Origin of the sequence: Psychrobacter aestuarii, assembly GCF_904846035.1 — a bacterium.
In the GTDB taxonomy this organism is placed as follows: Bacteria; Pseudomonadota; Gammaproteobacteria; order Pseudomonadales; family Moraxellaceae; genus Psychrobacter; species Psychrobacter aestuarii.
This window is the reverse complement of the sequence record NZ_CAJGYT010000001.1, coordinates 1,209,544-1,222,057: the sequence shown is the minus strand read 5'-3', so window position 1 is coordinate 1,222,057 and position 12,514 is coordinate 1,209,544. Positions and strand designations below refer to the sequence as shown.

The 12,514-nt window shown below is 53.7% G+C and carries 10 protein-coding genes and 3 tRNA genes; 11 read left to right on the top strand and 2 right to left on the bottom strand.

The window, feature by feature from the left end:
- Positions 1-141: 141 nt before the first annotated feature.
- The gene (gene gspE, locus JMW05_RS05020; protein WP_201504268.1) at positions 142-1,668 is read left to right on the top strand and encodes a type II secretion system ATPase GspE; all 1,527 of its coding nucleotides are present in this window, start codon (positions 142-144) and stop codon (positions 1,666-1,668) included.
- Between the two features lie 69 nt (positions 1,669-1,737).
- On the opposite strand, the gene JMW05_RS05015 is transcribed toward gspE, so the two are convergent.
- Complete coding sequence (locus JMW05_RS05015; RefSeq protein ID WP_201504267.1) at positions 1,738-2,358, bottom strand: DUF4442 domain-containing protein; 621 nt, start codon at positions 2,356-2,358, stop codon at positions 1,738-1,740.
- A 171-nt stretch (positions 2,359-2,529) separates the two neighbouring features.
- Here JMW05_RS05015 and JMW05_RS05010 point away from each other — a divergent pair, with 171 nt between their 5' ends.
- From JMW05_RS05010 to gspF, 8 genes are all read left to right on the top strand, one after another.
- Positions 2,530-3,939 carry an McrB family protein gene (locus JMW05_RS05010; RefSeq protein WP_201504266.1) on the top strand — a complete coding sequence of 470 codons (1,410 nt, stop codon included), beginning with the start codon at positions 2,530-2,532 and terminating at the stop codon, positions 3,937-3,939.
- The gene (locus tag JMW05_RS05005) at positions 3,923-5,317 is read left to right on the top strand and encodes a 5-methylcytosine restriction system specificity protein McrC (protein WP_201504265.1); all 1,395 of its coding nucleotides are present in this window, start codon (positions 3,923-3,925) and stop codon (positions 5,315-5,317) included. The genes JMW05_RS05010 and JMW05_RS05005 overlap by 17 nt, the downstream gene beginning before the upstream one ends.
- A gap of 202 nt (positions 5,318-5,519) precedes the next feature.
- Positions 5,520-5,596, top strand: a tRNA-Pro gene (locus JMW05_RS05000).
- 89 nt (positions 5,597-5,685) lie between these two features.
- Positions 5,686-5,762: transfer RNA gene (locus JMW05_RS04995), tRNA-Arg, on the top strand.
- 39 nt (positions 5,763-5,801) lie between these two features.
- A tRNA-His gene (locus JMW05_RS04990) sits at positions 5,802-5,877 on the top strand.
- 304 nt (positions 5,878-6,181) lie between these two features.
- Entirely contained in the window at positions 6,182-7,117 is a 936-nt protein-coding gene (locus tag JMW05_RS04985; RefSeq protein WP_201504264.1) for a helix-turn-helix domain-containing protein, read from the top strand.
- Between the two features lie 256 nt (positions 7,118-7,373).
- The gene (locus JMW05_RS04980; protein WP_227691447.1) at positions 7,374-8,291 is read left to right on the top strand and encodes a hypothetical protein; all 918 of its coding nucleotides are present in this window, start codon (positions 7,374-7,376) and stop codon (positions 8,289-8,291) included.
- 54 nt (positions 8,292-8,345) lie between these two features.
- Complete coding sequence (gspF, locus tag JMW05_RS04975) at positions 8,346-9,545, top strand: type II secretion system inner membrane protein GspF (protein ID WP_201504263.1); 1,200 nt, start codon at positions 8,346-8,348, stop codon at positions 9,543-9,545.
- Between the two features lie 36 nt (positions 9,546-9,581).
- Here gspF and JMW05_RS04970 read toward each other — a convergent pair whose 3' ends face one another.
- Positions 9,582-9,776, bottom strand: a complete 195-nt coding sequence (locus tag JMW05_RS04970; RefSeq protein ID WP_201504262.1) for a hypothetical protein — start codon at positions 9,774-9,776, stop codon at positions 9,582-9,584.
- 52 nt (positions 9,777-9,828) lie between these two features.
- On the opposite strand from JMW05_RS04970, the gene gspG reads away from it, so the two are divergent.
- Entirely contained in the window at positions 9,829-10,296 is a 468-nt protein-coding gene (gspG, locus tag JMW05_RS04965; RefSeq protein ID WP_406947472.1) for a type II secretion system major pseudopilin GspG, read from the top strand.
- Between the two features lie 172 nt (positions 10,297-10,468).
- Positions 10,469-12,493, top strand: a complete 2,025-nt coding sequence (dsbD, locus tag JMW05_RS04960) for a protein-disulfide reductase DsbD (protein WP_201504261.1) — start codon at positions 10,469-10,471, stop codon at positions 12,491-12,493.
- Positions 12,494-12,514: the final 21 nt, after the last annotated feature.

Sequence of the window (12,514 nt, the reverse complement as noted above, 5' to 3'; positions counted from 1 at the left end):
GCGTAACCATTTAAGTGGGGCGCGTCAGCACGGGTGTCGCCGTGACAGCCATGCGTGTTTATGCCTGATGATAGCACGGCCAATGCCTTTATTTTTGTCTTTCAGCGCACACTTTATCTGGTGCGCTAAGCGGTGACTGCCATGATGCCCTTGCCTTACAGCTTTGCCAAACGCCATCAGATTTTGTTGGTGCCTGCGCCCGATAGCACCTTGCCACCGACGCTGATGCTGACCGCAAGCACGCCCTTAAATGCGCTCAATGAAGCCAAGCGCTTTTTGCAGCAGCAAGGGGTGATGCAGACCACGTTTGAGCGTATTGACAGCGATGTGTTTGATAAGCGCCTAGCCGCCGCCTACGCCAGCAATACAGGTGAGTCGCAGCACATCGCCGCAGGGCTTGAAGACCATCCCGACCTAGACTCGCTCGCCGACAGTGTGCCTGAGACCGAAGACTTGATGGACAGTCAGGACGATGCGCCGATTATTCGCCTGATTAATGCGCTACTGTCAGAGGCCATTCGCTTGAACGCCTCGGACGTGCATATCGAAACCTTTGAGCGCCGTTTGGTGGTGCGTTTTCGCGTCGATGGCGAGTTAAAAGAAATCATCAGCCCCAAGCGCCAGCTCGCGCCGCTGTTGGTGTCGCGTATCAAAGTCATGGCGCGGCTCGATATTGCCGAAAAGCGCATTCCGCAAGATGGGCGCATCAGTCTGCGTCTAGCGGGGCGTGAGGTGGATGTGCGTGTCTCGACCTTGCCTTCAAGCTTTGGCGAGCGCGTGGTGATGCGTCTGCTCGATAAGCAGGCAGGGCGGCTGAACATGACCTATCTTGGACTGTCCAATTCTGATTATGACAAGCTGCGGCAGATGATTCATCGCCCGCATGGCATTATTTTGGTGACAGGTCCGACAGGCTCGGGCAAGACCACCACCTTGTATGCGGCGCTCAGCGACTTAAATGACCAGACGCGCAATATTTTGACCGCCGAAGACCCCATTGAATTTCAGCTTGATGGCATCGGACAAACGCAGGTCAATAATAAGGTGGACATGACCTTTGCCAAAAGTCTGCGCGCCATGCTGCGCCAAGACCCTGACGTGGTGATGGTGGGCGAGATTCGTGACCTTGAGACGGCGGAGATTGCCATTCAAGCGTCGTTGACGGGGCATTTGGTGCTGTCCACTTTGCACACCAATACCGCGATTGGCGCGGTGACGCGTCTGCAAGACATGGGCGTTGAGCCGTTTTTATTGTCCTCATCACTTATCGGCGTGGTGGCGCAGCGCTTGGTGCGCACGCTGTGCGCGTATTGCCATACGTGGAGTGAGGCGGACAGCGAACAGGCAAAGTTGTTTGTTGAAGTGGGCATCAGCTTGGACAAACTGCCGAAGCTGCCCAAACCTGTCGGCTGTGACAAATGCAGCCAGTCAGGCTTTAAGGGACGGACGGCGATTTATGAGGTTGTGCCAGTAGACGATACGTTAAGACGCATGATTCACAGCCACCGCGCGGAGCATGAGATAGAAGACTACGTGCGCCAGCAAACGCCCTCTATCCGCGCTGACGGGCTGCGCAAAGTGCTGGCAGGCAACACCACGCTCGAAGAAGTGCTGCGCGTGACCAAAGAGAGCAGCGCTACAGTGTCAACCATGGTCAGTACGCTGTAAGCATCAGCGGCTATTGCAAATGATTACGCGGCATTATAAACGCGGTTAGAGTACAGGGCAGGCGTGCGGCTAGCTCGATGCGGCATCAGGCTGGTGCGCGATGCCTTGACGGCGTGCCGCCAGCTCGGCTTTGGGAATCCACGCCCACGTCATCTCAACGGTGATGGGGTCGCGCTCGCTGTCCGATTCGCGGTCATCAATGACGCACGGAATCACCATCTCACCTTTTGGGGTATTGATAATCTCTAAGCGCTGCGCCTCTGACAGACTCGCCACCGCTGCCACTTGACCTTGTTTTAAGGGGCGATAAAAATGCACGCTGTACGATTTAATCAGCAGCACGCGGTCGGCAGGCAGATTGATGCCGAGTACAAAACCTGTGGCGGTCTCGGCAAGTAAGGTGACGGCAACGGCATGGATAGAGCCGATATGGTTCTGTACCGCTTTGCGATTATTCAGGCTGACGATGACTTCGCTGGCAGTGACGGTCTCGTAATGCAGACCCGTCGTGCCCACGTAGGGCACCATTTTGCCAAAGGTTTTGGACAAGATGCTGCTTCGTACTTTGGCAGGCAAGTACTTGGTCAAAGCGAGCAGCCGCGTAAACTGATTGCGGATGGGCGGCACGGTGTCTTGCACAGCATCGTTACTGGTGAGGTCTTGGCTGAGCTTGTCTTTTGATTCTGACATACAAACGTCCTTGTGTGAGCGGTTACCCCGTATCGGGTTATGTTAGCATTACCAGCACGTTTTGCGCCAAGTGGCGCGATAGAAAACCAAAGAAAAATATGTCCGATGCGTGCAGCGAAGCCCGCGCCTTGCCAGTACGCTTCGCCATCGGTCATTCAACTGAGTGTGTTTATGTCTGATTCTGTTTTTTCGATTGATAACGTCATCTATACGGGCGTCGCTGGCACGGGCAAGACGCACCAGCTGCTACAGATTGCCCGTGCATATACCGACGTGCTGCCGAGTATGGACACTCAGACACTGCTGCGGGAGATGCTGGTGGCGCTCAGCTGGCGTGAGGTGTTGTGTCTGATATTTTTGGACTTTAAGCAGCAGCACAAAGAGCTGCTCAAAGTCCCTGAGCTGTGCGCGCATCCGTTTTTTTTAGCCAAAGCCGCACTCAACCAGCGCGATAAGCATTTGCCAAATACAGTACAAGCCGAGTTACAGCGGCACAGCTGTAAAGACTCCACCACCGTCGGTTACAAAAACCGCGCCGCGCAAGCGTATTTTGACAAAGACGTCAGCGGCGCATGGTATCTGCTGCCTGAGAGCCTGCCACTATTGACCGAGCTTGCCGCGCAGCTGGCAGAGTGGCAGCAAACCTGTGACAGTGCCCCGCAACAAAAATGCCGCTACAGCATGGTGAGCTTTCATCAAGCCTATGGCTATGAAGAATTTGTCGAGGGCATTCGCCCTGTGACGGCGGCGCAAGGCGGCGCGCTCAGCTATCAGGTACAAGATGGTGCGTTTTTGCAGCTGTGTCAGCGCGCGGCAAATGACCCAAGCAGCCGCTACGCCATGCTGATTGATGAGATTAATCGTGCCAATGTCAGCCGCGTCTTTGGGGAGCTGCTAAGCTTGATTGAGCCTGACAAGCGCTTAGGGCAAGCGCAGGCGATGCAGGTGCAGCTGGCGTATTCGGGTCGCCATTTTGGCGTGCCTGACAATGTCGATATTTATGCCACTATGAACACCCAAGACCAGTCGCTTGCGCCTTTAGATACCGCATTGCGGCGGCGTTTTCGCTTTGTTACCTGTCCGCCGCGCCCTGAGCTGCTACCGAGCATTGATGTCGCTGCTGCCGATACAAACAGCACGCTACAGATTGATTTGGGTCGTCTGCTGGCAGGGCTTAATCAGCGCATTGTGCACAGTCTTGGCGCTGAGGCGCAGCTGGGGCACGCGTTTTTTTGGCATGTCACGTCGCTCTTTGAGCTACAGCAAGCGCTGGTACAGCAGGTGATTCCGCAGCTCTTGCAGCTGGCTGGCACGCAGATGGCGGTGGTTCAGTATATTTTTAAAGACAGCGAGCAGCCGCGTGACGAGCAGTTTGTCGTTGCGCCGCCGATGCCTGCTGATGCTATGCCCGCCGCCGCTTGGGATGAGGACGGCATGAGTGGCGGCAGTTTTGCTGGCGGGCTGGGCGGCTTTGCGCCCTCGGTGACGCTTGGTCTGGACTGTCATCCTGATTTGGTCGCAGGGGTTGGCGCGTTTGCCCATCCTCAAGTTTACTGGCGCTTGTATGCCGATGCATCGTGACACGGCGAGGGTAGAGCACACGCAGGTGATGAGCGTGTTTGAGCATCAGCGGCTTGAGGCGCAAGATTTTGCTGATGCTCATGATTTTGCGTGGCTACTAGCCAAAGAGCTGCCTGTTTTTAGCATCTCACGGGTGCGCGGGCGCTGGCAGCTTAAAATCGGTCATCATATCGGCATGGTTTTATTGCCAAGTGGCAGGGTGCTTGAGATATTGCCCAAACGCATTGCCGGGCAGCAGCAACACGAAGACAAGGCGACAGCCGTACAGCGCGGTCGGCAATGGGTGAGTTGTATGCTCGCTGATTTGAGCGGTCAGCGCGTGCAGCAGCGTCACTATCGGCAGTTTGCGCGTCCCTTAACACCGATGGATGCTCAGCCACCATTATCGACATGGCTACCGCATCAGTTTTTGCAGCAGTTGTCTGCCTATCGACCGGCTGCCGCCTATATGACAGCAGAGGTGAATGACACGCGCTTGCAAGGCAAACTGATGCTGCGCGAGCACCTACAAAAAAACGCCCACCAGCCGCATAAATTCGCGTGCCAAGTCAGCCGCCGCAGTCACAACACCCTCGTCAACCGTTTTATCAATAGCGCTTTGCAGCTGTTAGACGCTTTGATGACCACCCGTTTTGCCAAAACGTCTGTGGCACTACAGTGGCAGCGCGCGCGTCACTATTGGCAGCGTATCGACTGCTTGAGCGTCAGCGAGCGTCAGCAGTTAGCGGTCAGTTATCAGCTGGCGCAGCGCCATATTCGCACTGAGCCATTAAGCGGGCAGGCGCGCCTTGCCGCGCAGCAGCTGTTGACGCTGAGCCACTGGCTGCTGACACATCAGCCGCCGCGTACCCCGTCAGGCAGCGTCTTTGCTGCGCAGGGCAGGGACAATATGCCTTTGCGCTTGTGTATCCTACTTAATATGAACCATGCCTTTGAGCAGTGGGTGAGTGGGTGTGTTCAAAACCAGCTGAGCGCCCATGCACCAGAGGCGCAGTACCGCGTGCAGTATCAGCCGCGCGCCCGCTGGCTACAAGATACGGCAGGGCAGGCGCACTTGACCGTGCAGCCAGACGTGGTGGTGTCATCGCGGCGTGATGGGCAACAAACATACAGTCACGTCATCGATGTCAAATGGAAGTACGTGCCGCATGCGTCTTTGGTCGGGGTGCAAGACGCGTATCAGTTGATGAGCTATGCCGCCGCTTACGATGCCCCAACAGCATGGCTGGTGTACCCTGTATTGTGCCCGACCGCACCGACTGCCTTAACGCTTGCGCGCACGCCCACAAAAGCAAATACGCCGACCTTGTGGCTGATACCGTTTGATGTCTTACAGGGTCGCTTAATGCTAGAAGGCACAGATGCCGTCGATGGCTGATAATGTCATAATCATGCCGCCGTTTTTGCGCCTCTCAAACCGCACAAATAGCGGCATGTAAATTTTTTATAAAAAAATAGAAAATAGGTGTTGACAATACATCGGTCACCCCTTAATATATGCACCTCGATAGCGGAGATAAACAACGCGGCGATAGCGATGTCACCACAGATTATCACCTTATCGAAGATAGAGTAAGCATCGGAGTGTGGCGCAGTTTGGTAGCGCATCTGGTTTGGGACCAGAGGGTCGTAGGTTCGAATCCTATCACTCCGACCATCTCTTCTAAGAGCCGTACAGGCTTTTTTTTATGTACGTTTATTGGATAAAATCCCTTTTTATCTGTAGTATATAAAAAGCCTCTAAGAGCGCCTGTAGCTCAGTTGGATAGAGCACCTGCCTTCTAAGTAGGTGGTCGCAGGTTCGAACCCTGCCAGGCGTGCCATTTTGCCTGCTCTCATGTCGTTTCTTGACATTATCTATGGCGGTTGTAGCTCAGTTGGTAGAGCCCCGGGTTGTGATCTCGGTTGTCGTGGGTTCGAGTCCCATCAGTCGCCCCAATGTCTTATTCTAAGATATTATTCATTTATTCATCGTTTCTTTATCGCATTGTTATTCTTATTGAATCATTCCTATTGCCGTTTTGGGCAATTTTTTTGTGTCTGAATCACCATCAAAAAATCATCCCTACTACCTGCGATACCACCACTTGTGTGTTTGATAGACACCCCGTTATCATGTGTCTAGCGTATGTATGTTTTTAATTGCAGTCCATAATCCGCAATTTAGCTTGTGTCGCGTCTGCTAGGTGGTTTATGTTTCTAGGCTTGGTTTATTTGCGTCACCTTGTAGAGGAAGTAATTAATGGATGCACTTAGCATGCTACTAGAAAACGTGCATTTGTGTGATACAAAATATTATAACCTGAATGTGTCAGGAGACTGGTCGTATTCGGTCACCAGAAAAGACACGATTCTGTTTTATTTGGTTCTGTCAGGCAGTTTTTGTATCAACGTCGGTAACAGCTCACGCAAAGCTTATACTGGCGATATGATTATGATACCCAATGCGTATCAGCACGTTTGCTATGCGCTCGATCATCATGGCGACGGTGCTGAGCCATTAGACGAAACATTGCGCAATGCAACCGATCACGTGGTCACTATCAAGCGTCATGGCGAGTCCAGCTCGCGTTTGATTTTGATTGAATGCCATTATGATAAAGAGATGATACGACCGCTATTGTCGGTGTTGCCGTCCATTTTGCCCGAGCATGAAGACCAGCCTGAGAGCCGTTTTGAGGTGCTGGATGTGGGGGTGAAGCTGCTGACCTTGGAGTCAGAATACGAGCGCATGGGCAAAACGGCGGTGATTAACTATTGGGCGAGCATCATGATGATTGAATGCTTGCGCACGTATATCGAAAGCCTGCCTGAGGCGACAGACAGCTGGCTGCAGGCAATGAAAGATCCGTATCTGGCAAAGGCTTTGGCGGTGATGCACGACGCGCCAAATCAAAACTGGACGATTCATAAACTCGCTGAAGTGGCAGGTATGTCGCGCTCAAGTTTTGCGCAGCGTTTTCGTGATACGGTGGGGATGCCGCCTTTGACGTACCTGATTGATTACCGCTTGCGTCTGGCAGCGCGTTATTTGCGCTTGCAGCAAAACAGCATCAGTCGTATCAGTGAGCTGGTCGGTTATGCGTCGGACTCGACCTTTAGCCAAGCGTTTAAGCGTGTGTATGGCGTCTCGCCCAAAGCGTACCGCCAGCAGTATCAAGGTCGGCTGATTGCTTAGTCGTCACTAATAATGGCTTTTAGGGTTTAAAACGATATTTTGTGAGGTTTGATAGCGCCAAGTGTTCATGACTTGGCGCTATTTTTTTGCGTGTCCTGTGCGCGCGGGTGTCTGTGCAGATACGATGCAGTCAAGCTATCTGCTGGCAGATACGATATAATAAAAGTAGGCACAGGCGGGCAGCAAATGGCGCAACAGCGCAGCAACTGCTTGCCGTGATGGGTGTACGACATTTATTTTTGGTGGGTGATGGTATATGACGACTCAATCGACTTTTGCATCAATCCAAGATTCTACGTCAGCAGACGCGTCATTGGATAAGGCGGCACTGCTTGAGCGTTTTTTGGTGGGTAAGGACGCGGCGTTGGCGACAGAGGCGACCACCGAGAGCAGCGTCGCGGAGCAGCGCTTGGCGCTTTATCAGCAGCAGCACGAGCGCACCCGCCTTCTGTACACCATGCCTGAACATGAGCGCCCCACCTATCTGGTACAGACGCTAAAGACACAGTTTGTGGAATACCAGCAGTACCAGTTGGCAGAGCAGCTCGACAAGCGCGGTTTGATAGACACCGCGCCATTGGCTCGGCTGTGGCAACAGCTGCACGTGGTCGATGACATCATCGCAGACATCATACGCCATATGCCCGCGCAAACGCCTGCAGGCTGGCAGTTTAGTGTTCAAGATGGCAGCAACCCATTACAGCTGCCCACGGTAGGCAAGCTCAAGCAGCCAAAACCTGTCCTTGATCAAGCCAGTCTGGTCAGCTATGTGCTTGGGCATTTTGGTGTCAGCAGCTTTACCTATGACCGCGCCTATTATATTGGGCATGTGGTCGGCTATCTGTTCGGCTGCTATTTTTGCGCGCATCTGTCGGTGGGCTATAGCGTCAGCCCATTGGGCGCGCAGATGATTGGCGGCTATGAGTATGCCAGTCTGAGCACGCCGCATATGGTGCGTTTGTTGCAAGGCTTGGACGGTTATTGTAAAAAAAGAGTCTATCAGCTGGCGGTGATTTGCGCGCGGCTGAGCGTGTACGCCACCGACAAGCGCATTGAAAAAATGCTCATCGCTGAGGTCAATGATTTTGATAAAAAATTGCAGCAGCAGCATTTAGACGCGCTCTTGTTACAAGGCATCATGCCTGACAGCAATGACTCCACACCGCTGTTTTAACCGTTTGACCTTTTAAACCTGACGCCCCGTTGCCCGCCGACCATAGGTAGCCTTATGCCAGCTTATCATTACAAAGCCCTTGATGACCGCGGTATTCTACAAAAAGGGCTGCTCGAGGGCGACTCTGCGCGTCAAGTGCGCCAGCAACTGCGCGACAAAGCGTGGTCGCCCATTGAGGTACAAGCGGTCGAGGACAAAGGCAGTAAAGACCGCCGCTATAAAAAGCCCAGCGCCTACGAGCTGGCACTACTGACCCGTCAGCTCTCCGTGCTGCTCGCGTCAGGCATCCCGCTAGAAGAGAGTCTCGCTGCCGTCGCCAAGCAGTCGCCAAAGCCGCACATTCAATCCTTGATGCTTGGGGTGCGCGGTCACGTCCTAGAGGGCATGAGCCTTGCCCGCTCCTTGCAGCAGGCGACCAGCTTTCCACCGTTGTACACCGCAACCATTGCCGCTGGCGAAAAATCAGGACATCTGGATTTGATTTTAAATCAGCTGGCAGACTACACCGAAAACCGCTTTGCTTTACAAAAAAAAATCCAAGGGGCGATGGTCTATCCCATCGTGCTGATGGTCATCGCGGCGCTGGTGATTTTGGGTTTGATGAGCTTTGTGGTGCCCAAAATTGTCAAAGTGTTTGAGCAATCTGAGCAAGCGCTGCCGTGGATTACCCAAGTGGTGATGGGGCTGTCGCAGCTGATTACCACGTGGTGGTGGCTGATGCTCGCGGTGCTGACAGTATTTGTGATACTCACGTTGCGCTTTGTGCGTACGCCCGCAGGCAAGCTGATGGTCGATAGTGCGACCCTCAAGCTACCGATTCTTGCGCGGCTCTCAAAAGGTTTAAATGCCGCCCGCTTTGCCAGTACCTTGGCGATTCTTGTGCGCTCAGGCGTGCCGCTGATTGAGGCGCTGCATATCGGCGCGGCGGTCACGACCAATCTACATATCCAGCAAGCCATCTTGCATGCCGCTGACCGCGTGACCGAAGGGGCGAGCTTATCAGGTCAGTTAGAGAGGTCGCCTTATTTTCCGCCGATGATGGTGCAGATGATAAAAAGCGGGGAGAACTCAGGCGAGCTAGAAGAGATGCTGAGCCGCGCGGCGGTGATGCAGGAATCTGAGGCGACCAATTTTATCAGCACGTTATTGTCCTTATTAGAGCCGCTTATGCTAGTGTTGATGGGCGCGGTGGTTATGGTGATTGTCATGGCGGTGATGCTGCCGATTGTCAATATGAACGATCTGGCAGGCTAAGCGCTCGTGCCAAAAATCGGCTTTATCGGCTGTCACCTACCGCCCAGCAATAATTGCGTAGTACATTGCTGCTAAAATCGTAAATACTATGTGATGTCTGTAATGTGTTGTTTTTTGAGCCATTTTTGCCATTAAGCTGTGCTGATGGTTGTTGGCTTTATGAAGTGTCAGCGCTGTTTTTTTATAGAAAAACAGCAAAAAATTGGCACTGCCGATGGTAGATAAATCCAAATTCATGGTCTATAGTGGCACTCAACATGACGATGGATGTTTACTGATGAGCATGATGATGAACAAACACACACACCAACCGACACCCAGCCACCGCGCCCGTAGCACTGCGCAATCAGGATTTACCTTGATTGAAATTATGGTGGTGGTGGTCATCTTGGCGATTTTAGCGGGTTTGGTCGTCCCTAAAGTGGTGGGACAAAGTGACAAAGCCCGTATCAAAACCACAGAGACCGCACTTGCGACCGTATCGAATGCCCTTGATATGTATAAGGTGGACAATGCGCGCTATCCGAGCACCACGCAAGGGCTTGAGGCGCTGACCACACCGCCTGCCGAGGCCAAAAACTACCCTGAAGGCGGCTATATCAAAGGCGGCTATCCAACAGATGGCTGGGACAATGAGCTGCAATATGTCGCCCCAGGTACAGAAGGTCGCCCTTATGACCTATTTTCTTTAGGGGCGGATGGCGAGCAAGGCGGAGAAGGGCAAGACGCCGACATCTACGCCACTTTGTAAAGCGATTTGGCTCGGCAACCCACCACTTGTCAAGCTGCCTGCGCGCTACCATATAGCATACGGTCACTGTGGGTGTCTTTAGATAAGGTGCAGATGCGCTGACGCGGCTTGGGTGCTGCAGACAGTCGCTATGCACCTTATTGTCTTGGCTAACTATCAAAGGGTCTTGCTTATGCGCTCGCAGCAATCTACCGTATCCTCGAATCACACAATGCCTGTAAAGCTCAGCCTACGCCGTTATGCTGCCAGTGCGGTGACCGCTGTGCTGCTTATCGGCAGTGTCGTACCGAGCGCGAATGCCGTCAGCTTGGGCGAGTTGTTCGGGACACAGCAGCAAAGCAGCACGCCGCAGTTTTTGCCTGTGGATGAGGCATTTTCCGTCATTGCCAGTGATGCCTTGACCGATGAGGGTACAGAGATTCGCGTGTCCTTTGATATCACGCCTGAGCATTATGTGTATAAAGATCGGTTGCAGCTTAATCTGCCCGAAGGCGTCGTGGCTGGTGCGTGGCAGTTTAACCAGACTGCGAACAGTATCGACGACCCGCAGTTTGGGCGGGTGCCTGTCTTTGACCAAACGGCAGTGACGGCGACGGCCATACTGCGCACTGACGATGGTCAAGGTATGAGCAATGTGCCCATCAGTATACAGTGGCAAGGCTGCGCCAAGGCAGGGCTCTGCTACCCCCCTGAGACTGTGACTACCCGCGTCACGATTGCGCCCACACCCGCGCAGGCAAGTCCACTGGTTACAGCCAACACCAGTAGTAATGACAATAATGCGACCAATGCTGCACCAAGCGCGCAGACGCTCAATACCACCAATACGGCAGACAGCGCCGCGCCTATCGCTACTGACGCAGCAAACACGGCGAGTACAGACGCTGCGCAGACGACAGTCAGCACTGCGACAACCAGCACGCCTACTGATGCGGCAGCCGTCCCACAAGACATTTTTGGTTTGGCCGCGCATCCCTTTTTGGGCATGCTGCTGTTGTTTGTGGCGGGTTTGGGATTGGCGCTGACCCCTTGTGTGCTGCCGATGTTGCCCATTGTCGCCAATATCGTGGCGCGCCAAACCAACCCGACCCTAAAAAAGAGCCTGCTACTGACCACCAGCTATGCGCTAGGCGTGGCGATTGCTTATGGCTTACTCGGTGCTTTGATTGCCTACTTTGGGGTGGCGCTCGGTATCATGGGCTGGCTACAGAATCCTGTGATTTTGGTCGGCTTTGCAGCGGTATTCGTGTTGCTAGGACTGTATATGCTCGGCGTGTTCAATGTACGCTTGCCAAGCACACTTACCCGAAAAATGCAGTCGCTGAGTCAAGCGGGTGATGCCTATCTTGGCAGCACAGGGGGTAGTTTGGTGGCAGGTTTCTTATCGGCGCTTGTGGTATCGCCTTGTGTGTCTGCGCCATTGTCAGGCGCATTGACTGCCGTATCGACCATCGGCAGTCCGCTTTTAGGCTTTGCTGCGCTGTTTATGCTGGGTTTTGGTCTCTCGGTGCCGCTCATTGTTATCGGCGCGACGCAAGGCAAGGTCATGCCAAAGGCAGGCGTGTGGATGGACTGGGTCAAGCAAGGCTTTGCCCTGTTGTTGTTCGCGGTGGCGTTGTTGCTGCTTGAGCGCGTATTTATCTCGTCAATGATGCTGATGGTGTGGGCGCTGTGGTTTATGGTCACTGCTTTGTGGGCATGGCGCTGGGTCGGGCGCGGGCGTTTACTTACCCAAGCTTTTGCTCTCGTGGTTGGTTTGTGGTCAGCGTGTGTGGTGGTCGGGGCGGCACTTGGCAATACCGATGTGCTCAATCCGCTGGCGTCAGTGACCAGCAATCAGGGCAGCGCGACTACTGATAGCGCAATCAATGAAGTGACGGTCACCACGCTGGCTGAGCTGGACACCATCGTACAGGCGAACGAGCGGGTACTGGTCGATGTGACGGCCGATTGGTGCGTGGAGTGCCGCATTATGGACAAAAATTTATTCCACAATCCACCTGCGCAAATGCAAGGCTGGCAGTTGGTGCGCCTCGATATCACCGACACCACCCCCGAATCCAAAGCGATTTTAGCGCGCTATCAGCTGTTTGGTCCGCCTGCGCTCTTGTATTATAGCGCAGGTCAGCTGGTCACGCAGCAGACAGGCGAGGTCAAGCGCGATACGTTTGAGCAGACATTGACGCAGCTCAATTAATACCTCGTACTAACCAATACC

Coding starts and splice junctions, on each gene's coding strand:
- gspE (WP_201504268.1), top strand. CDS start 142: ATGATGCCCTTGCCTTACAGCTTTGCCAAACGCCATCAGATTTTGTTG.
- JMW05_RS05015 (WP_201504267.1), bottom strand. CDS start 2,358: ATGTCAGAATCAAAAGACAAGCTCAGCCAAGACCTCACCAGTAACGAT.
- JMW05_RS05010 (WP_201504266.1), top strand. CDS start 2,530: ATGTCTGATTCTGTTTTTTCGATTGATAACGTCATCTATACGGGCGTC.
- JMW05_RS05005 (WP_201504265.1), top strand. CDS start 3,923: ATGCCGATGCATCGTGACACGGCGAGGGTAGAGCACACGCAGGTGATG.
- JMW05_RS04985 (WP_201504264.1), top strand. CDS start 6,182: ATGGATGCACTTAGCATGCTACTAGAAAACGTGCATTTGTGTGATACA.
- JMW05_RS04980 (WP_227691447.1), top strand. CDS start 7,374: ATGACGACTCAATCGACTTTTGCATCAATCCAAGATTCTACGTCAGCA.
- gspF (WP_201504263.1), top strand. CDS start 8,346: ATGCCAGCTTATCATTACAAAGCCCTTGATGACCGCGGTATTCTACAA.
- gspG (WP_406947472.1), top strand. CDS start 9,829: ATGATGATGAACAAACACACACACCAACCGACACCCAGCCACCGCGCC.
- dsbD (WP_201504261.1), top strand. CDS start 10,469: ATGCGCTCGCAGCAATCTACCGTATCCTCGAATCACACAATGCCTGTA.